This is a genomic window from Phytopseudomonas argentinensis, from assembly GCF_900113905.1.
Lineage (GTDB): Bacteria > Pseudomonadota > Gammaproteobacteria > Pseudomonadales > Pseudomonadaceae > Aquipseudomonas > Aquipseudomonas argentinensis.
In genome coordinates this window covers 415,761-436,622 of record NZ_FORC01000001.1, presented here as the reverse complement: position 1 = coordinate 436,622, position 20,862 = coordinate 415,761, and the positions used below count along the sequence as shown (strand labels likewise).

The following is a 20,862-nucleotide window of genomic DNA, read 5'->3' as shown; positions in this document are numbered from 1 at the left end:
AATATCCGTTGTGACCACACCCCTGTATGGCTCTCTGATGGTGGACATCGGCGGTACCTGGCTGACCGCCGAGGATCGCCAGCTGTTGCGCCAGCCCGAAGTCGGCGGCCTGATCATCTTTGCTCGCAATATCGAGAACCCGCGGCAGGTGCGCGAATTGTCCGAGTCCATCCGCGCGGTACGTCCCGACCTGCTCCTGGCGGTGGATCAGGAGGGCGGTCGTGTACAGCGTCTGCGCCAGGGGTTCGTGAAGTTGCCAGCCATGCGGGCGATTGCCGCTTGCGCCGATGCCGAGCAGCTGGCGCGCCAGTGCGGCTGGCTGATGGCCACTGAAGTGTTGGCCGTGGGCCTGGACCTGAGCTTCGCGCCGGTGCTGGATCTGGACCACGGGCGCAGTGCGGTGGTCGGCCACCGCGCGTTCGAGGGCGACGCCGAGCGCGCCACGCAACTGGCCGGTGCCTTTATCCGCGGCATGGCGGAGGCGGGCATGGCCGCCACCGGCAAGCATTTCCCCGGCCATGGCTGGGCCGAGGCCGACTCCCATGTGGCGATCCCCCTTGATGAGCGCAGCCTGGATGAAATCCGCCAGAAGGATCTGCGCCCGTTCGCGGCGCTGAGCCGCGAGCTGGCGGCGGTGATGCCGGCCCACGTCATCTACCCGCAGGTCGACAGCCAGCCGGCCGGCTTCTCGCGCCGCTGGCTGCAGGACATTCTGCGTGGCGAGCTGGGTTTCGCGGGGGTGATTTTCAGCGACGACCTGTCGATGGCCGGTGCCCATGTGGTCGGCGATGCGGCCAGCCGTATCGAGGCGGCGCTGAGCGCCGGCTGCGATATGGGGCTGGTATGCAATGACCGGGCAGCGGCAGAGCTGGCGTTGTCGGCGGCCCAGCGCCTCAAGGTCGTGGCGCCCAAGGGGCTGGCGCGTATGCGTCGGCGGGCTTTTCCGGGCGTCGACTACCGCCAGGATCCGCGTTGGGCGCAGGCGCTCTCGGCGTTGCGCGCGGCGCAGTTGGTGGAGTAAGGGAGGGCGGCCGCACAGTGGCGGGAGCTGCAGTCTGTGGGAGCGCGCCATGCGCGCGAATCGCGGGCATGGCCCGCTCCCACAAAAGGCCTGTGTACTTAGATGCAATCAGGGCCGCATAAGCGGCCCTGATGGTTTTCAGCTCTTCACTGTCGCCAGCAACCGCTCCAGCAGTGCTTCAAGAGTATTGAAGCGTTCCTCCGGGCGTTCCATCGGCACCGAGAAGCGGAACAGCGTGGCGCCTTCGAACTTGTAGCGGTTCGGCGCGCTCTGGATCAGCTTGATCAGCGTCAGCGGATCGACCGGGGTTTCCGCGGCGAACTCGATGCGTCCGCCCTGCGGCCCGGCATCGATCTTCTTGATGCCCAGGCGTTCGGCCTGCAGCTTGAGCAGGGTGATGCGCACCAGATTCTTGGTCGGCTCGGGGAGCAGGCCGAAGCGGTCGATCATCTCCACCTGCAGCTCCTTGAGGCCGTCCTCGTCGCTGGCGTTGGCGATGCGTTTGTAGAGGATCAGGCGGGCGTGCACGTCCGGCAGGTAATCCTCGGGAATCAGCGCCGGTACCCGCAGGTTGATCTCCGGTCCGCCGCCCAGGGGCTGGTCGAGGTTGGGCTGCTCGCCCTTGCGGATCGACTTGACCGCCCGTTCGAGCATTTCCATGTACAGGGTGAAACCGACCGCCTGAATCTGCCCGCTCTGGCCGTCGCCGAGCAGTTCGCCGGCGCCGCGGATTTCCAGGTCATGGGTGGCGAGCACGAAGCCGGCGCCGAGGTCCTGGGCGTTGGCGATGGCCTCCAGGCGCTTCTGCGCGTCGTCGGTCATCTGCTTGCGTGGTGGTGTAAGCAGGTAGGCGTAGGCCTGGTGGTGGCTACGGCCGACACGCCCGCGCAGCTGGTGCAGCTGGGCCAGGCCGAACTTGTCGGCGCGCTCGATGATGATGGTGTTGGCGCTCGGCACGTCGATGCCGGTCTCGATGATGGTCGAAGCGATCAGCACGTTGAAGCGCTTGTGATAGAAGTCGCCCATCACCTGTTCCAGCTCACGCTCGTGCATCTGCCCGTGGCCGATGCCGATGCGCGCCTCGGGCACCAGTTCGGCCAGGTCGGCGGCGCACTTCTCGATGGTCTTCACGTCGTTGTGCAGGTAGTACACCTGGCCGCCGCGCAACAGTTCGCGTAGCAGTGCTTCCTTGATCGTCGGCTTGTTCTGCTCCATGACGAAGGTGCGCACCGACAGACGCCGCGCCGGCGGCGTGGCGATGATCGACAGGTCGCGCATGCCCGACACCGCCATGTTCAGGGTGCGCGGAATCGGCGTGGCGGTCAGGGTGAGAATGTCCACTTCGCTGCGCAGGGCCTTGAGGGCTTCCTTCTGGCGCACGCCGAAGCGGTGCTCCTCGTCGATGATCACCAGGCCCAGGTTTTTGATCTTGACGTCATCCTGCAGCAGCTTGTGGGTGCCGATGATGATGTCGATCTTGCCCTCGGCCAGTTGCTCGATGGCAGCGCTGACTTCCTTGGCACTCTTGAAACGGCTCATCACCTCCACGGTTACCGGCCAGTCGGCGAAGCGGTCGCGGAAGCTGTTGTAGTGCTGCTGGGCGAGCAGGGTGGTGGGCACCAGGATTGCCACCTGCTTGCCGCCGTGCACGGCGATGAAGGCGGCGCGCATGGCCACTTCGGTCTTGCCGAAGCCGACGTCGCCGCACACCAGGCGATCCATTGGCTTGGCGGCGAGCATGTCGTCGCGCACCGCTTCGATGGCGCTCTGCTGATCCGGGGTTTCCTCGAACGGGAAGCCGGCACTGAAGGTCTCGTAATCGGCTTTTGGGTCATTGAAGGCGTAGCCTTCACGGGCGGCACGGCGCGCATAGATGTCGAGCAGTTCGGCGGCCACGTCGCGCACCTGTTCGGCGGCCTTGCGCTTGGCCTTCTGCCAGGCTTCCGAGCCGAGGCGGTGCAGCGGCGCCAGGGCGTCGTCGCTTCCGGTGTAGCGGGCGATCAGGTGCAGGCTGGCGACCGGCACGTAGAGCTTGGCTTCCTCGGCGTACATCAGGGCGAGGAATTCGGCGGCCTGGCCGTCGAACTCCATGGTCACCAGGCCCAGGTAGCGACCGACGCCATGGTCGATATGCACCACCGGCGCGCCTTCGCGCAGTTCGGTAAGGTTCTTGATCACGTTGTCGCCAGCGTCGCGGGTCTTCTCGCGGCGCCGGCGTTGCATGACGCGCTGGCCGAACAGCGGGCTCTCGGCGATCAGCGCGATCTCTTCGAGCTGCAAGCCTTCATCGAGCGGTGCGATGGTGATGCCCAGGCGCTCCTTGCCTGCGCAGAATTGCGACCAGCCGTCGACTTCCCTGGGCTTGAGCTTGAGGCGCGCGAGCAGTTCCAGCAGCACCTCGCGGCGCCCGGCGGATTCGGCGCAGAACAGTACGCGGCCGGGATAGTCCTCGATAAAGCGGCGCAGCGCGGCCAGCGGCTCGCTGGTCTTGGCCTGGATCGCCAGGTCGGGCAGGGCGCTGGCCTCGAAACGCGTGCGGCCGATGCCCGGCTCGACATCGTCGGCGCTGACCACCACCCGTGGCCAGTCCTTGAGACGGCCGAAGCAGTCCTCGACCGGCAGGAAGATGTCGGCCGGCGGCAGTAGCGGACGTTCGGGGTCGACCCGGCGCTCGTCATAGCGGTTGCGCGCGTCCGTCCAGAACTGCTCGGCGGCTTTTTCGATACCCGGTAGCGAGAACACCTGGGTGTCCTGGGGCAAGTAGTCGAAGAGGGTGGCGGTTTCCTCGAAGAACAGCGGCAGGTAGTACTCGATACCCGCAGGGGTGATGCCGGTGGAGAGGTCCTGGTAGATCGGGCAGCGCCGGAAGTCGACGTCGAAGCGCTCGCGAAAGCGGCCACGGAAGTCGGTAACGGCCTTTTTCTCCAGGGGGAACTCGCGGGCCGGCAGCAGCTTGATCGACTCGACCTTGTCGATCGAGCGCTGGCTCTCCGGGTCGAAGGTGCGCAGGGTCTCGATCTCGTCGTCGAACAGGTCGATGCGAAACGGCAGCTTGCTGCCCATGGGAAACAGGTCGATCAGTGCGCCGCGCACGGTGAATTCACCGTGTTCGTAAACGGTGTCGACGTAGCGGTAGCCAGCGGCCTCAAGGCGTGCGCGCATGTCATCGACATTGATGCGCTGGCCCACGTCCAGCACCAGGCTGCTGCCCAGCAGAAAGCGCTTCGGCGGCAAGCGGTGCAGTGCGGTGGTGATCGGCACCACCAGCACGCCATGGCTCAGCGACGGCAGCCGATAGAGTGCCGAGATGCGCTGGGAGATGATGTCCTGGTGCGGCGAGAACAGATCGTAGGGCAGGGTTTCCCAGTCCGGGAAGTGCAGCACCGGCAATTCGGGGGCGAAGAAACTCAGCTCCTGTTCCAGGCGCTCGGCGCTCTGGCTGTCGGCGGTGAGCAGCAGAGTGAAGCGTTTGGCAGCGCTGGCCGCTTCGGCGATAGCCAGGCTCAGTGCGGCACCGGGCAGGTTGCCCCAGTGTTGTTTACCGGCGGTGGCCGGCAAGGACGGCAGACGCAGTACAGGCACGGGTGGCTCGCGATTGGTAACGATTTGGCCCCCGATTGTAACTATCCGCGAGGATGACTGTCAGTGTTTCGACCGCTGCAGATTGCCGACCCCTAGCTGGCTCGTCATAATGTAGCCCCTTTTTTCAGCCCCTACATGTGGAAGGTAATGCCGTGACTCAGAAGCCCGACCAGTGTCTTGGTGAATGGATTGACCGTGAAGCTCTCGCCGAGGCGATGATTCCGCTGATCGGTCAGCTGTACCGCAACAACAACGTGGTGCTGTCGATCCATGGCCGCAGCCTGATCAACCGCTCGGTCATCGAGATTCTCAAGGCGCATCGCTTCGCCCGTCACCGTCAGGCTGATCAGAACGGCCTGGCTGTTCACGACTCCTACGCCGTGCTCAAGGCCATGAGCGAGCTCAAGCTGGGCGCGGCGTCCGTCGACCTGGGCAAGATGGTCGGCAAGTTCAAGGCTGAAGGTAACGGCCGCAGCATCGAGCAGTTCGTCAAGGACGAGCTGGCCGACGTCGCCAACCAGCAGAACGCCTCGCCACGCAAGGGCACTGACGTGGTGCTCTACGGTTTCGGCCGTATCGGTCGCCTGCTGGCGCGCATCCTGATCGAGCACACCGGTGGTGGCGATGGCCTGCGCCTGCGCGCCATCGTCGTGCGCAAGGGCGCCGAGAACGATCTGGTCAAGCGCGCCAGCCTGCTGCGCCGCGACTCGGTGCATGGCAAGTTCGATGGCACCATCACCATCGACGAAGAGAACAGCACCCTGACCGCCAACGGCAACCTGATCCAGGTGATCTACGCCAAGGATCCGTCGGCCATCGACTACACCCAGTACGGCATCAAGGATGCGCTGCTGGTCGACAACACCGGCGTATGGCGTGACGCCGACGGCCTGGGTCAGCACCTCAAGTGCCCGGGCATCGACCGTGTGATCCTCACCGCACCGGGCAAGGGCGCGCTGAAGAACATCGTGCATGGCATCAACCATGGCGAAATCACCGCCGACGACAAGATCATCTCGGCCGCTTCCTGTACCACCAACGCCATCGTGCCGGTGCTCAAGGCGGTCAATGACCAGTACGGCATCGTCAACGGCCACGTCGAAACCGTTCACTCGTACACCAACGACCAGAACCTGATCGACAACTTCCACAAGGGCAGTCGTCGTGGCCGTAGCGCCGCGCTGAACATGGTGATCACCGAAACCGGTGCGGCCACTGCCGCGGCCAAGGCGCTGCCGGTGCTCAAGGGCAAGCTGACCGGCAACGCCATTCGCGTACCGACGCCGAACGTGTCCATGGCCATTCTCAACCTGAACCTTGAGAAGGCTTGCAGCCGCGAAGAGATCAACGAGTACCTGCGCCAGATGGCCATGCACTCCGACCTGCAGAAGCAGATCGATTTCGTCAGCTCCCAGGAGGTGGTGTCCACCGACTTCGTAGGCTCGCGTCACGCCGGTGTGGTCGATGCCGAAGCCACCATCGCCAACGACAACCGCGTCGTGCTGTACGTCTGGTACGACAACGAGTTCGGCTACAGCTGCCAGGTGATTCGCGTGATGGAAGAAATGGCCGGGGTCAACCCGCCCGCCTTCCCGCGCTGATCGCAGCGCGCTGCGCAACACCAGATGGGAGCCTTCGGGCTCCCATTTTTTTGCCTGCCGTTTTCGTTGCAGCTACCGGGTTCTGATCCGAAGGGCAGGGTGGTGCGGCGTTATGTCGCCGCCCGGCGCGCCTGTCGTCGTTAAATTTCTGTTGCGTTCTGTAACGGAAATCCGAAAAAAGCCGGCCGCCCGGGTGGCGTCCCGTTGTCGCACAATTCTATAATCCCGGCGATTTCTTACCTGCGTTCGACATTGATCCACGCCAATAGCGATATTGGGGTGCGTCTTGCTTTGTGACTGACGGTTTGTCGAGCGTCATTCAAAAACTTATAAGCTCAGTGGTTAGGCAAACCTATGATCAAAATAAAACGAGGGCTCGATTTGCCCATAGCGGGCGCGCCGGCTCAGCAGATCGATACCTCGAGACCGGTGCGCAGCGTGGCCGTCATAGGCTTCGATTATCACGGGATGAAGCCCACCATGGCGGTGCAGGTGGGCGACCGGGTCAAGCTGGGCCAGGTTCTGTTCTCCGACAAGCGCTCGGAGGGCATCCACTACACCGCGCCAGGCGCCGGTGTGGTCAGCGCGATTCACCGCGGTGAAAAACGCGTGCTGCAATCGGTGGTCATCGATCTCGATGGCGACGAGCAGGAGACCTTCGCGCAGTATCCGACCGCCCAGCTGGGCAGCCTCGACGCCGGCCAGGTTCGCGACAACCTGCAGCAGTCCGGCCTGTGGACGGCGCTGCGTACACGGCCGTTCAGCAAGGTGCCGGCCGTCGATGCCGTGCCCAGCTCGATCTTCGTCACTGCCATCGATACCCACCCGCTGGCCGCGGACCCCGCCCCGATCATCGCCGAGCATGCCGAGGATTTCGAAAACGGCCTCAAGGTGCTGACGCGCCTGAGCCCGGTGTTCCTGTGCAAGGCGCCGGGTGTGAGCCTGCCGGGCGAGCAGGTGGACGGTTTGCGCAGCCAGGCCTTCGCCGGGCCCCACCCGGCTGGCTTGCCGGGTACCCACATTCATTACCTGGACCCGGTCAGCGCCAGCAAGAGCGTTTGGACCATCAACTATCAGGACCTGATCGCCGTCGGCAAGCTGTTCACCAGCGGCCGTTTGTGGGTCGAGCGCGTGGTCGCGCTGGCCGGGCCGGTGGTCGAGCGCCCGCGTCTGCTGCGCACCCGTCTGGGGGCCAACCTCAGCGAGCTGACTGCCGGCGAACTGGCGCCCGGCGACAATCGGGTGATTTCCGGCTCCGTGCTCGGCGGCCGCACCTCCCGTGGCGCCTGCGACTACCTGGGCCGCTATCATCTGCAGGTGTCTTGCCTGGCCGAAGGCAACGAGCGCGAAATGCTCCACTACCTGCGCGCCGGGGTGAACAAGCACTCGATCCTCAATATCTTCGTGTCCAAGCTCAACGCCGCCAAGCGCTTCGCGTTCTCCACCAGCACCAATGGCAGCCCACGCGCCATGGTGCCGGTCGGCAACTATGAAGAGGTGATGCCGCTGGACATCCTGCCGACGCAGCTGCTGCGTTCGCTGATCGTCAGCGACACCGAGATGGCCCAGCAGTTGGGTTGCCTGGAGCTCGACGAGGAAGACCTGGCGCTGTGCACCTACGTGTGTGCCGGCAAATACGAATACGGTCCGATCCTGCGTGATTGTCTGACCCTCATCGAGAAGGAGGGTTGAACATGGGCGTTCGTCAGTTCCTCGACAAGATCGAACACAACTTCGAAAAAGGTGGCAAGTACGAGAAGTGGTACGCGCTCTACGAAGCCGTGGACACCTTCTTCTATCGCCCCGGCAGCGTGACCAGGACCACCGCTCACGTGCGCGACGGCATCGACCTCAAGCGCATGATGATCACCGTCTGGGCCTGCACCTTCCCGGCGATGTTCTTCGGCATGTGGAACACCGGTTACCAGGCCAACCTGGTCTACGCGCAGAGCCCCGATCTGCTGGCCGCCCAGGAGGGCTGGCGCTTCGCGCTGATCGGTGCGCTGGGCGGTTTCGACCCGAGCAGCCTGTGGGACAACTTTATCCAGGGCGCGGCTTACTTCCTGCCCATCTACCTCACGGCGTTCATCGTCGGTGGCTTCTGGGAAGTGCTGTTCGCCTCCATCCGCCGTCACGAGGTCAACGAAGGCTTCTTCGTCACCTCCGTGCTGTTCGCCCTGATCCTGCCGCCGAGCATTCCGCTCTGGCAGGTCGCGCTGGGCATCAGCTTCGGCGTGGTGATCGGCAAGGAAGTGTTCGGTGGTACCGGCAAGAACTTCCTCAATCCGGCCCTGGTCGGTCGCGCCTTCCTGTTCTTCGCCTACCCGGCGCAGATTTCCGGTGACGGCGTGTGGACGGCCGTGGACGGCTATGCGGGCGCCACGGCGCTGGCCACCATCGGCGGTAGCGGGGTTGATGGCCTGATCAATGACGGCCTGACCTGGACCCAGGCTTTCATCGGCCTGATGCCGGGCTCCATTGGCGAGACCGGCACCCTGGCGATCCTGCTCGGCGGTGCGGTGCTGCTGATCACCAAGATCGCTTCCTGGCGCATCGTCAGCGGGGTGATGATCGGCATGATCGCCACCGCCACGCTGTTCAACGCCCTCGCCTCGGACAACAACCCGCTGTTCGCCATGCCCTGGTACTGGCACCTGGTCACCGGGGGCTTCGCCTTCGGCATGATCTTTATGGCCACCGACCCGGTGTCGGCCTCCATGACCAATACCGGCAAGTGGATCTTCGGCATCCTTATCGGCCTGCTGGTGACCATCATTCGTGTGGTCAACCCGGCGTTCCCGGAAGGCGTGATGCTGGCGATCCTGTTCGGCAATCTGTGTGCGCCCCTGATCGACCACTACGTGGTACGGGCCAACATCAAGCGGAGGCTGGCGCGTAATGTCTAAGCTCAAAGAAACCCCGACACGCACGCTGGTCGTGACCCTGGTGCTGTGCCTGGTGTGCTCCATCGCCGTTTCGGCCGCCGCGCTGATCCTGCGCCCGACCCAGCAGGAAAACGCCCTGGTCGACCGCCAGCGCGCGGTGCTGGTGATCGCCGAGTTGTGGCAGCCGGGCATGTCCAGCGACGAAGTGCGCGAAGTGTTCTCCTCGCGTGTCACGCCGCGCCTGGTCGACCTGCGCACCGGCGACTACAGCGACGCCTTCGATCCGCATACCTTCGACCAGAACAAGGCCGTCGCCGATTCGGCGTTGTCCAGCATGATCCCCGAAGACCGCGACATCGCCTCGATCCGTCGCCTGGAACACTACGCGGTGGTCTACCAGATCGAGCAGAACGGCGAACTCGAGCGCCTGGTGCTGCCGGTGCGTGGCTACGGCCTGTGGTCGACCATGTACGGGTTCGTGGCCTTGCAGAGCGACCTGGAGACCGTTGCCGGTATCGGCTTCTACCAGCACGGTGAAACGCCGGGGCTGGGGGGCGAGATCGACAATCCCAACTGGCAGGCCAAGTGGGTCGGCAAGAAGGTTTACCAGGATGGCGAACCGGTATTGCGTGTGATCAAGGGCAGCGTCAACCCGCAGAGCCCGCAGGCCGATTACCAGGTCGACGCCATCGCCGGCGCGACCCTGACCGCCAACGGCGTGACCCACATGATTCACTTCTGGCTCGGTGAGGACGGCTTCGCGCCGTTCCTCAAGAAGCTGTCCGCAGGGGAGGCTTGATCCATGTCCAAACCCACCATGAAAGAGCTGCTGCTCGATCCGATTCTCAACAAGAACCCGATCGGCCTGCAGATTCTCGGCATCTGTTCGGCGCTGGCGGTCACCTCGGCGTTGAGCACCGCGCTGGTGCTGTCCATCGCGCTGACCCTGACCACGGCGTTTTCGAGTTTCTTCATCTCGACGGTGCGCCATCAGATCCCGGGCTCGATCCGCATGATCGCCCAGGTGGTGATCATCGCCTCCCTGGTGATCGTCATCGATCAGTTCCTCAAGGCCTATGCCTACAGCCTGAGTCAGCGGCTGTCGGTATTCGTCGGCCTGATCATCACCAACTGCATCGTCATGGGGCGCGCCGAAGCCTTCGCCATGTCCAACCCGCCGGTAGCATCGTTCGTCGATGGCCTGGGCAACGGTCTGGGCTACAGCGCCATGCTGGTGGCGCTGGGTATCGTGCGCGAGCTGTTCGGTGCCGGCTCGTTGCTGGGCATCGAGATCCTGCACACCGTCAACAATGGTGGCTGGTATCAGCCCAATGGCCTGCTGTTGCTGCCGCCGTCGGCGTTCTTCCTGATCGGCCTGTTCATCTGGGCCCTGCGTAGCTACAAGAAGGAGCAGGTGGAGAAGGTCGAGTACCGCATGGCGCCCCAGGTGAAGAACGAGGAGGCTTACTGATATGGAACATTACATCAGCCTGTTCGTCCGTGCGGTGTTCATCGAGAACATGGCGCTGGCGTTCTTCCTGGGCATGTGCACCTTCCTGGCGATTTCCAAGAAGGTCGAAACCTCCCTGATGCTCGGCTTGACGGTAATCGTGGTGATGGTCATCACCGTGCCGTTGAACAACCTGCTCTACGTCTACCTGCTCAAGGAAGGCGCGCTGAGCTGGGCCGGCCTGCCGGAAGTCGACCTGAGCTTTCTCGGCCTGATCTGCTACATCGGCCTGATCGCCGCGGTGGTGCAGATCATGGAGATGGTGCTCGACAAGTACCTGCCGTCGCTCTACAACGCGCTGGGCATCTTCCTGCCGCTGATCACCGTGCACTGCGCCATCTTCGGCGGCACCTTGTTCATGGTCGAGCGCGACTACAACTTCACCGAGAGCGTGGTCTACGGCGCCGGCGCGGGCGTGTCCTGGGCGCTGGCCATCGTGCTGCTGGCCGCCATCCGCGAGAAGCTCAAGTACAGCGACCCACCCGCCGGTCTGCGCGGCCTGGGCCTGACCTTCATCACCGTTGGCCTGATGTCGCTGGGCTTCATGTCGTTCTCCGGCGTACAGCTGTAAGGGGTTGCCAATGGCTTTTGAAATTCTGGTAGCAGTCTCCATGTTCACCGTGGTGATCATCCTCCTCGTGGCGGTGATCCTCATGGCCCGCGCGCGCCTGGTTTCCGCCGGCGACGTGAACATCGAGATCAACGGTGAGCGCACCATCACCGTTCCGGCTGGCGGCAAGTTGCTGCAGACCCTGGCCGAGAACGAGATCTTCCTGTCGTCGGCCTGTGGCGGCGGCGGTACCTGTGCGCAGTGCAAGTGCATCGTGGAGAGCGGTGGCGGCGAGATGCTGTCCACCGAGGAGTCGCACTTCAACAAGCGCGAGGCCCGCGAGGGCTGGCGCCTGTCCTGCCAGACCCCGGTCAAGCAGGACATGAAGATCGAGGTGCCCGAGGAAGTCTTTGGCGTGAAGAAGTGGGAGTGCACGGTCGAGTCCAACCCGAACGTGGCCACCTTCATCAAGGAGCTGACCCTCAAATTGCCGGAAGGCGAGAAGGTCGATTTCCGCGCCGGTGGTTACGTGCAGCTGGAGTGCCCGCCGCACACCGTGCACTACAAGGACTTCGACATCCAGGAGGAGTACCGCGGCGACTGGGACAAATTCAACCAGTGGAAGTACGTGTCCAAGGTCGACGAGACGGTGATCCGCGCCTACTCCATGGCCAACTATCCCGAAGAAGTCGGCCTGGTGAAATTCAACATCCGCATCGCCTCGCCACCGCCGGGCAAGGATCATTTGCCACCGGGCAAAATGTCGTCCTGGGTGTTCAGCCTCAAGCCGGGTGACAAGGTCACGGTGTACGGGCCGTTCGGCGAGTTCTTCGCCAAGGATACCGATGCCGAGATGGTCTTCATCGGTGGTGGTGCCGGCATGGCGCCGATGCGCTCGCATATCTTCGACCAGCTCAAGCGCCTGAAATCCACCCGCAAGATCAGCTTCTGGTACGGCGCGCGCTCCATGCGCGAGGCGTTCTACACCGAGGAGTACGATCAGCTGCAGGCGGAGAATCCGAACTTCGAATGGCACCTGGCGCTGTCCGACCCGCAGCCGGAAGACAACTGGACCGGCCTGACCGGCTTCATCCACAACGTGCTCTACGAGAACTACCTCAAGGATCACCCGGCGCCCGAGGATTGCGAGTTCTACATGTGCGGCCCGCCGATGATGAACGCCGCGGTGATCAAGATGCTCACCGACCTGGGTGTCGAACAGGACAACATCCTGCTCGACGACTTCGGCGGATGATTGCAGCCGCTCTGAAACAGCCCGCCCTTGTCGCTGCCCTGGCCGCGACATTGGCTGCTACGCTCGTGAGCTGCGGTTTTTCCGAAACGGTCGAGGAGTTCGGTGGCCCGGCGCAAGGCAGCACCTATTCGGTGAAGTACGTCAGCGCCAAGGGCGTACCCGACAAAGCGGCGCTCAAGGCCGATGTGGAGGCGATCTTCGCCGAGGTCGACGAGCAGATGTCCACCTACCGTGACGACTCGCTGATCGAGCAGTTCAATCGCTCCCCGGCCGGCAGCTGCATGAGCATGCCCGCCGGGGTTCTGCAACTGATCGAAACTGGCAACACCCTGCATCGTGACAGCGGCGGGGCGTTCGATCTCACCTTAGAACCTCTGCTCGACCTGTGGGGCTTCGGCCCGCGCGGCAACGGTGAGCGTCGGGTGCCAAGCGAGCACGCGCTGCAAGAGGTACGTGGGCGCATCGGCCAGGAGCGCCTGCATATCGACGGCGACCGCCTGTGCAAAGATGTCGATCTGCAGGTCGACTTCAACAGCATCGCCGCCGGTTATACGGTTGATCGAATCATCGCGCGGCTGGTCGAACAGGGGGTGAGCAGTTATCTGGTCGAAGCCACCGGCGAACTCAAGGCAGTTGGCCGCAAGCCCGACGGTCAGCCCTGGCGCATCGCGCTCGAAGCGCCCCGGGATGACCAGCGGGCCATCCAGCGGGTGATCGAACTGGACGGCTACGGCATCTCCACCTCGGGTGACTACCGCAATTATTTCGAGGAGCAGGGCGTACGCTATTCCCACACCCTTGATCCGCAGACCGCCGCGCCGATCCAGCACACCCTGGCGGCGGTCACCGTGGCCGCGCCCTCGACGCTGATGGCCGACGGCCTGTCCACCGTGCTGCTGGTGCTCGGTCCCGACAAGGGTTTCGAGTACGCCGAGCGCAAAGGTATCGCGGCGTTCTTCGTGACCCGAGAGGGTGACGGATTCGTCACACGCAGTACCGCCACTTTCGAGCAGCTGTTCGCTGCGGGAGGCAAGCAATGACATTCGTGATGGTTTTTCTGATCATGCTCACGGTCGTCGGCCTGATGGCCGTCGGCGTGATGATGGGCCGCAAGCCCATCGCCGGCTCCTGCGGCGGCATCGCCAACCTGGGCATCGAGAAGAAGTGCTCGATTTGTGGTGACGACCGCGAGAAATGCCCGGAAGTGACGGGCCAGGGCAACGGCGAAGCCGGCGTGCAAAGCTACGACGCCAGCAAGCGCTGATCGCCATTTGCCGCCTGGCCCGGTAGGCTATGCGTTATTGCGAAATGTTGCGTACCAGGCCGCACGTCCGGTCTGGTTCTGCCGATAGCGCGCGATAAGCGTTGCGGCGTGATCTGAGGAGTGAACATGGCGGTCTACAACTACGATGTCGTGGTATTGGGCTCCGGCCCTGCAGGTGAAGGGGCGGCGATGAACGCGGCCAAGGCCGGTCGCAAGGTGGCGGTGGTCGACGACCGCCGCGAGGTGGGCGGCAACTGCACCCACCTGGGTACCATCCCTTCGAAAGCGCTGCGCCATTCGGTGCGGCAGATCATGCAGTTCAACACCAACCCCATGTTCCGTCAGATCGGCGAGCCGCGCTGGTTCTCCTTTCCTGACGTACTGAAAAGCGCCGAGCGGGTGATCGCCAAACAGGTCACCTCGCGCACCGGTTATTACGCGCGCAACCGCATCGACGTGTTCTTCGGTACCGGCAGCTTCGCCGACGAGCAGACCATCGAAGTGGTCTGCCCCAACGGCGTATTGGAAACCCTGTCGGCCAAGCAGGTGATCATCGCCACCGGCTCGCGCCCCTACCGCCCGGCGGACGTCGACTTCAACCATCCGCGGGTCTACGACAGCGATACCATCCTGACCCTCAGCCACACGCCGCGCCGTCTGATCATCTACGGCGCCGGGGTGATCGGCAGCGAGTACGCCTCGATCTTCAGCGGCCTGGGCGTGCTTGTCGACCTGATCGACAACCGCGATCAGTTGCTGAGCTTCCTCGACTCGGAAATCTCCGACGCACTGAGCTATCACCTGCGCACCAACAACGTGTTGATTCGTCACAATGAAGAGTACGAGCGCATCGAAGGCCTGGACAACGGCGTGATCCTGCACCTGAAGTCCGGCAAGAAGATCAAGGCCGATGCGCTCTTGTGGTGTAACGGCCGTACCGGCAACACCGACAAGCTGGGCCTGGAAAACATCGGCATCCACGTCAACAGCCGTGGCCAGGTACAGGTCGACGAGCATTATCGAACCGAAGTCGAGAACATCTACGCCGCCGGTGACGTGATCGGCTGGCCGAGCCTGGCCAGTGCCGCGGCCGACCAGGGCCGTTCGGCGGCCGGCAGCATCGTCGACAACGGCAGCTGGCGGATCGTCGATGACATCCCCACCGGCATCTACACCATTCCCGAGATCAGCTCGATCGGCAAGAACGAGCACGAGCTGACCAAGGCCAAGATCCCCTATGAAGTGGGCAAGGCGTTCTTCAAGAGCATGGCGCGGGCGCAGATTTCCCATGAGCCGGTCGGCATGCTGAAGATCCTCTTCCACCGCGAGACCCTGGAAGTGCTCGGCGTGCACTGCTTCGGCTACCAGGCCTCGGAGATCGTGCACATCGGCCAGGCGATCATGAACCAGAAGGGCGAGGCCAATACCCTGAAGTATTTCGTCAACACCACCTTCAACTACCCGACCATGGCCGAAGCCTATCGGGTCGCCGCGTTCGACGGGCTCAACCGGCTTTTTTGAGCGGCTCCGGCCGGTGGCCTGAGCCGGCCGGGGATCCGTTCGCCGACTCCCGCGACTGGCGCTGGCCAAACCGCGAGAGCGTCTGAGCAGGCCGGAAAACCGATCCCTTGTGGATCGGTTTTTTTATGGACGGCGCCTTTCGGTTTTCAGGTGCGCACTTGCGGATAGGCCGCTACATGCGCGACGAGCAGCGCCAGCGCCGCGTCCACCGATAGCCGAGCGGTGTCGAGGGTCAATGGCGCCTGCGGCCAGGGCTCGTACTCATGGGCCATAACCGATTGCCAGTCGGGCATCACCAACCCGGGCACCTCGCTGATTCTCGATTCCACGCGCTGGCGATGTTGCTCTGGGTCAGAACAGATGATCTGCACGTCCAGCAAGGGGCACCAGGCCTGTGCAGCGCTGTCAGCCCAGGCCTGGCGGCTTTCCGCGACCGGGTTGACGCAGTCGGCGATCACAATGCGCGCGGCCTTGAGATTGTCCCGCGCGATGGCATTGGCCACCCTGTAGCCGCTGCTGCCGACCGCTTGCCCCGGCGCGGCGTTGCGCAGCGCCTGCTCGATGCTGTCGATGCGCAGGTACACGGCCTGTAGATGAGTAGCCAGGGCTTTGGCGAGCGTGCTCTTGCCGGTGCCGGGCAGGCCACTGAAGACGATCAGCATGCATCGGTCCTTCTCTGCCAGCGCCGTTCTCTTGAAGCAGGATGTGGGAACGGGCCATGCCCGTGATTTAGCGCGCATGGCCCGTTCCCACATTAGAAGCGCCGTGCTGTTGTACTTAACCGCGCAGCGTACTGACGGCGATGCCGGGGAAATCGGTGATGATGCTGTCGGCGCCGAAGTCAGCGAGGCGGCGCATCAGGGCGGGCTCGTTGACCGTCCACACCGACACGTGCAGGCCCGCTTTCTGCGCCTTTAGCAGGCGCTCCGGGGTGCACAGCGTCCAGTTCAGGGCCAGCAGGTCGCAGCCGTAGTTGCGCGCCACCTTGATCGGATCCAGCCAGGCGTATTCGGCGACCAGGCCGCGGCCCAGGTGTGGCGTCAGGCGCTGGGCGGCGCTCAGCACTTCGCGGGAGCTGGAGGTGATGGTGATCCTGTCGTCCAGGCCGAAGCGGCGGCTGAGCAGGGCGATGGCTTCCACGGTACGCGCGGCGCGATCCCTGGATGCGCTCTTGACCTCCAGCTGCCAGTGCTCGAAGTCACACTGCTCGAACAGTTCGCTCAGCCGCGGAATGGGGCAGGGGTGGCGCCAGCCTGGGCCGCCGCGGCGGGCGTCATAGTGCACCAGTTCGGCGGCGTCGTGCTCGACCACCTTGCCGCGCTGGCCGGTGGTGCGCTTGAGCGTCGGGTCATGGATGACCATCAGTTCGCCGTCGCGCGACAGGTGCAGATCCAGTTCGCAGCGGCGTACGCCGTGCTCCAGGCACTGCTGAAAGCTGACCAGGGTATTTTCCGGGGCTTCGCCCTTGGCGCCGCGATGGCCGTAGATCAGGGTCACGGTTGCTCCTTACTCGGTGGCGGTGGTGCGCGGTTGCAGATGGCGCACGCTGTTGATCACATGGTCGTATTCGAAATAGACGCTGAATTCGCGGTAGTCCCAGCGGGTGATCGGTGGCTTGCCGACAGCAGGGTGCTCTTCATCGGCAAGGCCGAAGCGCTCCAGCACCGAGCGCTTGGACTGGCCCTTTTGCGGCACCTCGGTGAGGTCGGCGCCTTGCTGACCGATGGGAATCGTCAGGGTGTCGGCCTGGGCCGTCAGCGGCAACAGCAGGAGCAGCGAAAGCAGCAGTGGCGATGGTGTCACGTGAGTTCCTCGCGGGCCTGGCGGCGCTCCTGCGCCTGACGCTGCAGGATATGCCGGGCGAGCAGCTGGCGCTGTGCGTCAGTCAGCGCTTCGAACTCGGCGCCGATCTCGAACTGGCCGTCACGCTCGTTGCAGTGCAGCACCCGCACGCGCAGCAAAAGGCCCAACGCCTGCGGCATCAGCACCATCTTCAGGGCCATGTGGCTGTCGACCGTCAGCGCTTGCGTGTGCAGGAAACTGATGCCGCCCTCGGACAAGGTCACCCGCTTGGGCGGGCCGATATCGCGCAGCAGGCTCTGGGCCATGGCCTGGCCGAGCAGGTCGATGCGTTTGTTGACCACCTTGAGGTAGTTGGCCAGGGTACGGTCGCGCTCGCTGATATTGCGCAGCAGGTGCTGGGATTCGAAATCCATCACATGCAGTTCGCTGAGCAGGTTGAACAGCGGTGAGGCGTCGTGAAGCTCGTCAGTGGCCAGGGCGTCGGCACCTGCCAGGGGGGGGAAATCCAGTGCGATCGTGTCCTCGATACGATAGTATTCGCGGCGATCGTTTTCGTCTTGAGTCGGCATGGCGAACCCATGGCAGCAGTGGTGGTCAGAGTGTAAGGCCGCTCGCCAGGCCCCGCCACAAGGACGTTTCTCTTTCCCTCGAACAAGCGCCCCACATGTTCAGACCCCTGTCCGTTTTTCTCGGTACGCGCTACACGCGGGCCAAGCGTCGCAACCACTTCGTTTCGTTCATTTCCCTGACCTCGATGATCGGGCTGGCACTGGGTGTGCTGGTGATGATCCTGGTGTTGTCGGTGATGAACGGCTTCGACCATGAAATGCGCACCCGGGTGCTGGGCATGGTGCCCCACGCGACCATCGAGAGCGCCACGCCGATCACCGACTGGCAGCGCCTGGCCGACCGCGCGCTGAAGAACCCGCAGGTGCTGGCGGTGGCGCCGTTCAGCCAGATGCAGGGCCTGCTGACCAACGATGGCAAGGTGCAGAAGGTGCTGATCAACGCCGTGGACCCGGTCGAGGAGCCCAAGGTGTCGATCATCGGCGACTTCTTCCGCGAGGGCCGTCTCGAGGATCTGCAACCCGGCAGTTTTGGCATCGTCATAGGCGACAAGGCCGCCGACAAGCTCGGCGTCGGCCTGGGTGACAAGATCACCTTCGTGGCGCCTGAGGTGACCGTCACCCCGGGCGGCGTGTTCCCGCGCCTGAAGCGCTTCACCGTGGTCGGCATCTTCCATGTCGGCGCCGGTGAAATCGATGGCTTCATGGCGATGACCCATGTCCAGGATCTGGCCCGCCTGCAGCGCCACAAGGCCGACCAGGTGCAGGGCATCCGCCTCAAGTTCGCCGACCTGTTCCAGGCGCCGCGGACCGCCTGGCAACTGGCCCAGAGCTTTGGTCAGGATGATTACCTGGCCCGCGACTGGACGCGCACCCACGGCAATCTCTACCAGGCCATCCGCATGGAAAAGGCCATGATCGGCCTGCTGCTGTTGCTGATCGTTGCGGTGGCGGCCTTTAACATCATTTCCACCCTGGTGATGGTGGTCACCGACAAGAAGGGCGACATCGCCATCCTGCGTACCCTGGGCGCCACACCGATGCAGATCATGGCCACCTTCATGGTGCAGGGCACGGTGATCGGCGTGATCGGCACCCTGATCGGCGCCGTGCTGGGCATTCTCGCGGCGCTGAACATCAGTTCGATCATCGCGGGCGTCGAGCGCCTGCTCGGCTTCAAGTTTCTCAATGCCGACGTGTACTTCATCGACTACCTGCCGTCGCAGCTGATGCTCGCCGACGTGCTGCAGGTGTGCGGTGCGGCATTGGTGTTGAGTTTCCTCGCTACTCTTTATCCGGCCTGGCGCGCGGCGCGCACCCAGCCCGCGGAGGCATTACGTTATGAGTGATCCGGTCGTGCAGGCGCAAGGCGCCGTGCTCAGCTGCCGTAACCTGAGCAAGCGCTACGAAGAAGGCCCGCAGTCGGTGGTGGTGCTCGACGACCTGCAGCTGGAGCTTCACCCGGGCGAGCGGGTGGCCATCGTCGGTAGCTCCGGTTCCGGCAAGAGCACGCTGCTCAACATGCTTGGCGGCCTGGATACGCCGAGCAGCGGCAGCGTATGGCTAGCCGGTGAGGAACTGTCGGCGCTCAACGAGAAGCAACGTGGCCTGCTGCGCAACCGCGCCCTGGGCTTTGTCTACCAGTTCCACCACCTGTTGGCCGAGTTCACCGCCCTGGAGAACGCCTGCATGCCGCTGCTGATCGGCAAGACGCCGATTGCCGAGGCGCGCCAGCGTGCCAGCGAACTGCTCGAACGCGTCGGCCTTGGCCATCGCCTGAGTCACAAACCGGCCGAGCTGTCCGGCGGCGAGCGTCAGCGGGTGGCCATCGCCCGGGCGCTGATCAACCGCCCTGGCCTGGTGCTGCTCGACGAGCCCACGGGCAACCTCGACAACCACACCGCCCAGGGCATTCAGGAACTGATGCGTGAGCTCAGCAGCCAGTCGCAGACGGCGTTTCTGATCGTCACCCACGACCTCCAGCTGGCGCGGCAGATGGACCGGGTGCTGAGCCTGGAAGACGGCAAGCTGGTGCACGCCTGATGTTTCGCCCGCTGAGTGTCTTCATCGGCCTGCGCTACACCCGCGCCAAGCGCCGCAACCACTTTATCTCGTTCATCTCCCTGACTTCGATGATTGGCCTGTCCCTGGGCGTGCTGGCGATGATCGTGGTGCTGTCGGTGATGAACGGTTTTCATCGGGAAATGAGTTCGCGCATCCTCGGCATGGTGCCCCACGCAACCATCGCCGGCTCGCCGGCCCTGGCTGACTGGCAGGCGCCGGCCAAGGTGGCGATGGAGAACCCGCAGGTCGAGGCAGCGGTGCCTTTCGCCGAGCTGGAGGGCATGCTGTCGTACCGTGGTGTGATGCAGCCGATTCAGCTGCATGGCATCGACCCGGCGCTGGAGCCGAAGGTCTCGATCATCGGTGACCACATGGTACAGGGCCGTCTCAGTGATCTGCGCGAGGGCGAGTATGGGGTGGTCATCGGCGAAATCACCGCGCGGCGCTTCCAGCTGCAGATCGGTGATCGTCTGGCCCTGATCGTGCCGGAGGTCAGCTCGGTGCCCGGCGGCATCACACCGCGCATGCAGCGTCTCAACGTGGTCGGTATCTTCAGGGTCGGCGCCGACCTGGACAGCTCCCTGGCGCTGATCAACGTCGCCGATGCGGCGCAGATCCAGCGCCTTGACCCGGGTTCGGTACAGAGTATTCGCCTCAAGCTCAAGGACCTCTACCAGTCACCCCAGGTGGCTGCGGCGCTCGCAGCGCAGTTGGGCGAGGGCTACCGCGCCAGCGACTGGACGCAGACCCAGGGCAGCCTGTTCAGCGCCATGAAGATGGAAAAGACCATGATCGGCCTGCTGCTGCTGTTGATCGTCGCGGTGGCGGCCTTCAACATCATCGCCACGCTGATCATGGTGGTCGCCGACAAAGGTGCGGACATCGCCATCCTGCGTACCCTGGGCGCCACGCCACGGCAGATCATGGGCATCTTCATGGTCCAGGGTACGGTAATCGGGGTGATCGGTACCCTGATCGGCGGCGTGCTGGGGGTATTGGCGGCGCTCAACGTCAGCGAGCTGGTAGGCTGGCTGGAGCGGGTCAGCGGCCAGCACGTGTTCAGCTCCGACGTATACTTCATCAGCACCTTGCCGTCGGAGCTGCAGGTCGCCGACGTGGTGCTGATCTGCAGCGCTGCGCTGACCCTGAGCTTTCTCGCCACCCTCTATCCATCCTGGCGCGCGTCGCGTACCCAGCCGGCTGAGGCATTGCGTTACGAGTGACGACCGCCGCTCTGTCA

19 protein-coding genes are annotated in these 20,862 nt (G+C 63.9%); 14 read left to right on the top strand and 5 right to left on the bottom strand.

Going from position 1 to position 20,862, the window contains the following annotated elements; genetic code table 11:
- Positions 1-10 precede the first annotated feature (10 nt).
- The gene (nagZ, locus tag BM154_RS01935) at positions 11-1,021 is read left to right on the top strand and encodes a beta-N-acetylhexosaminidase (RefSeq protein ID WP_074880309.1); all 1,011 of its coding nucleotides are present in this window, start codon (positions 11-13) and stop codon (positions 1,019-1,021) included.
- Positions 1,022-1,159: 138 nt separating this feature from the next.
- On the opposite strand, the gene mfd is transcribed toward nagZ, so the two are convergent.
- Positions 1,160-4,603 carry a transcription-repair coupling factor gene (mfd, locus tag BM154_RS01930; RefSeq protein WP_074880306.1) on the bottom strand — a complete coding sequence of 1,148 codons (3,444 nt, stop codon included), beginning with the start codon at positions 4,601-4,603 and terminating at the stop codon, positions 1,160-1,162.
- A 152-nt stretch (positions 4,604-4,755) separates the two neighbouring features.
- On the opposite strand from mfd, the gene BM154_RS01925 reads away from it, so the two are divergent.
- The 10 genes from BM154_RS01925 (at position 4,756) to sthA (ending at position 15,189) form a co-directional block, all read left to right on the top strand.
- Positions 4,756-6,204 (top strand): glyceraldehyde-3-phosphate dehydrogenase, encoded by a 1,449-nt coding sequence (locus tag BM154_RS01925; protein ID WP_074880303.1) that lies wholly within the window; start codon positions 4,756-4,758, stop codon positions 6,202-6,204.
- A 354-nt stretch (positions 6,205-6,558) separates the two neighbouring features.
- Positions 6,559-7,896, top strand: a complete 1,338-nt coding sequence (locus BM154_RS01920) for a Na(+)-translocating NADH-quinone reductase subunit A (RefSeq protein ID WP_074880300.1) — start codon at positions 6,559-6,561, stop codon at positions 7,894-7,896.
- A 2-nt stretch (positions 7,897-7,898) separates the two neighbouring features.
- Positions 7,899-9,110, top strand: coding sequence for an NADH:ubiquinone reductase (Na(+)-transporting) subunit B (locus BM154_RS01915; protein WP_074880298.1), 1,212 nt, complete (start codon positions 7,899-7,901; stop codon positions 9,108-9,110).
- On the top strand, positions 9,103-9,888 hold the full coding sequence (locus BM154_RS01910; RefSeq protein ID WP_074880296.1) for a Na(+)-translocating NADH-quinone reductase subunit C: 786 nt from the start codon (positions 9,103-9,105) through the stop codon (positions 9,886-9,888). The genes BM154_RS01915 and BM154_RS01910 overlap by 8 nt, the downstream gene beginning before the upstream one ends.
- Before the next feature lie 3 nt (positions 9,889-9,891).
- Positions 9,892-10,560, top strand: a complete 669-nt coding sequence (locus BM154_RS01905; protein WP_074880293.1) for an NADH:ubiquinone reductase (Na(+)-transporting) subunit D — start codon at positions 9,892-9,894, stop codon at positions 10,558-10,560.
- Position 10,561: 1 nt separating this feature from the next.
- Entirely contained in the window at positions 10,562-11,170 is a 609-nt protein-coding gene (gene nqrE, locus BM154_RS01900) for an NADH:ubiquinone reductase (Na(+)-transporting) subunit E (RefSeq protein ID WP_074880290.1), read from the top strand.
- Between the two features lie 10 nt (positions 11,171-11,180).
- Complete coding sequence (gene nqrF, locus BM154_RS01895) at positions 11,181-12,404, top strand: NADH:ubiquinone reductase (Na(+)-transporting) subunit F (RefSeq protein ID WP_074880289.1); 1,224 nt, start codon at positions 11,181-11,183, stop codon at positions 12,402-12,404.
- Positions 12,401-13,444, top strand: coding sequence for an FAD:protein FMN transferase (locus BM154_RS01890; protein ID WP_083414433.1), 1,044 nt, complete (start codon positions 12,401-12,403; stop codon positions 13,442-13,444). Before nqrF ends, BM154_RS01890 begins: the two co-directional genes overlap by 4 nt.
- Entirely contained in the window at positions 13,441-13,668 is a 228-nt protein-coding gene (nqrM, locus tag BM154_RS01885) for a (Na+)-NQR maturation NqrM (RefSeq protein ID WP_074880286.1), read from the top strand. Before BM154_RS01890 ends, nqrM begins: the two co-directional genes overlap by 4 nt.
- Positions 13,669-13,794: 126 nt before the next feature.
- A complete protein-coding gene (gene sthA, locus BM154_RS01880) occupies positions 13,795-15,189 on the top strand; it encodes a Si-specific NAD(P)(+) transhydrogenase (RefSeq protein ID WP_074880284.1) in 1,395 nt (464 codons plus the stop codon).
- A 146-nt stretch (positions 15,190-15,335) separates the two neighbouring features.
- Here the strand turns inward: sthA and BM154_RS01875 are convergent, their stop codons facing one another.
- The 4 genes from BM154_RS01875 to BM154_RS01860 all read right to left on the bottom strand — a co-directional run bounded on the left by BM154_RS01875 (position 15,336) and on the right by BM154_RS01860 (position 17,561).
- Complete coding sequence (locus tag BM154_RS01875) at positions 15,336-15,851, bottom strand: P-loop nucleotide/nucleoside kinase family protein (RefSeq protein ID WP_074880281.1); 516 nt, start codon at positions 15,849-15,851, stop codon at positions 15,336-15,338.
- A gap of 115 nt (positions 15,852-15,966) precedes the next feature.
- Entirely contained in the window at positions 15,967-16,686 is a 720-nt protein-coding gene (locus BM154_RS01870; protein WP_074880278.1) for a glycerophosphodiester phosphodiesterase, read from the bottom strand.
- Positions 16,687-16,695: 9 nt separating this feature from the next.
- Entirely contained in the window at positions 16,696-16,992 is a 297-nt protein-coding gene (locus tag BM154_RS01865) for a phosphodiesterase (RefSeq protein WP_074880275.1), read from the bottom strand.
- The gene (locus tag BM154_RS01860; protein ID WP_074880272.1) at positions 16,989-17,561 is read right to left on the bottom strand and encodes a PilZ domain-containing protein; all 573 of its coding nucleotides are present in this window, start codon (positions 17,559-17,561) and stop codon (positions 16,989-16,991) included. The genes BM154_RS01865 and BM154_RS01860 overlap by 4 nt, the downstream gene beginning before the upstream one ends.
- A gap of 95 nt (positions 17,562-17,656) precedes the next feature.
- Here BM154_RS01860 and BM154_RS01855 point away from each other — a divergent pair, with 95 nt between their 5' ends.
- From BM154_RS01855 to BM154_RS01845, 3 genes are read left to right on the top strand one after another with little or no spacing between them, the layout of a single operon-like run.
- The gene (locus BM154_RS01855; RefSeq protein WP_074880271.1) at positions 17,657-18,907 is read left to right on the top strand and encodes a lipoprotein-releasing ABC transporter permease subunit; all 1,251 of its coding nucleotides are present in this window, start codon (positions 17,657-17,659) and stop codon (positions 18,905-18,907) included.
- Positions 18,900-19,601, top strand: a complete 702-nt coding sequence (gene lolD / locus BM154_RS01850; protein WP_074880268.1) for a lipoprotein-releasing ABC transporter ATP-binding protein LolD — start codon at positions 18,900-18,902, stop codon at positions 19,599-19,601. Before BM154_RS01855 ends, lolD begins: the two co-directional genes overlap by 8 nt.
- A complete protein-coding gene (locus BM154_RS01845; RefSeq protein WP_074880265.1) occupies positions 19,601-20,845 on the top strand; it encodes a lipoprotein-releasing ABC transporter permease subunit in 1,245 nt (414 codons plus the stop codon). Before lolD ends, BM154_RS01845 begins: the two co-directional genes overlap by 1 nt.
- Positions 20,846-20,862 lie beyond the last annotated feature (17 nt).

Coding starts and splice junctions, on each gene's coding strand:
- BM154_RS01920 (WP_074880300.1), top strand. CDS start 6,559: ATGATCAAAATAAAACGAGGGCTCGATTTGCCCATAGCGGGCGCGCCG.
- BM154_RS01915 (WP_074880298.1), top strand. CDS start 7,899: ATGGGCGTTCGTCAGTTCCTCGACAAGATCGAACACAACTTCGAAAAA.
- BM154_RS01910 (WP_074880296.1), top strand. CDS start 9,103: ATGTCTAAGCTCAAAGAAACCCCGACACGCACGCTGGTCGTGACCCTG.
- BM154_RS01905 (WP_074880293.1), top strand. CDS start 9,892: ATGTCCAAACCCACCATGAAAGAGCTGCTGCTCGATCCGATTCTCAAC.
- nqrE (WP_074880290.1), top strand. CDS start 10,562: ATGGAACATTACATCAGCCTGTTCGTCCGTGCGGTGTTCATCGAGAAC.
- nqrF (WP_074880289.1), top strand. CDS start 11,181: ATGGCTTTTGAAATTCTGGTAGCAGTCTCCATGTTCACCGTGGTGATC.
- BM154_RS01890 (WP_083414433.1), top strand. CDS start 12,401: ATGATTGCAGCCGCTCTGAAACAGCCCGCCCTTGTCGCTGCCCTGGCC.
- nqrM (WP_074880286.1), top strand. CDS start 13,441: ATGACATTCGTGATGGTTTTTCTGATCATGCTCACGGTCGTCGGCCTG.
- sthA (WP_074880284.1), top strand. CDS start 13,795: ATGGCGGTCTACAACTACGATGTCGTGGTATTGGGCTCCGGCCCTGCA.
- BM154_RS01875 (WP_074880281.1), bottom strand. CDS start 15,851: ATGCTGATCGTCTTCAGTGGCCTGCCCGGCACCGGCAAGAGCACGCTC.
- BM154_RS01860 (WP_074880272.1), bottom strand. CDS start 17,561: ATGCCGACTCAAGACGAAAACGATCGCCGCGAATACTATCGTATCGAG.
- BM154_RS01855 (WP_074880271.1), top strand. CDS start 17,657: ATGTTCAGACCCCTGTCCGTTTTTCTCGGTACGCGCTACACGCGGGCC.
- lolD (WP_074880268.1), top strand. CDS start 18,900: ATGAGTGATCCGGTCGTGCAGGCGCAAGGCGCCGTGCTCAGCTGCCGT.
- BM154_RS01845 (WP_074880265.1), top strand. CDS start 19,601: ATGTTTCGCCCGCTGAGTGTCTTCATCGGCCTGCGCTACACCCGCGCC.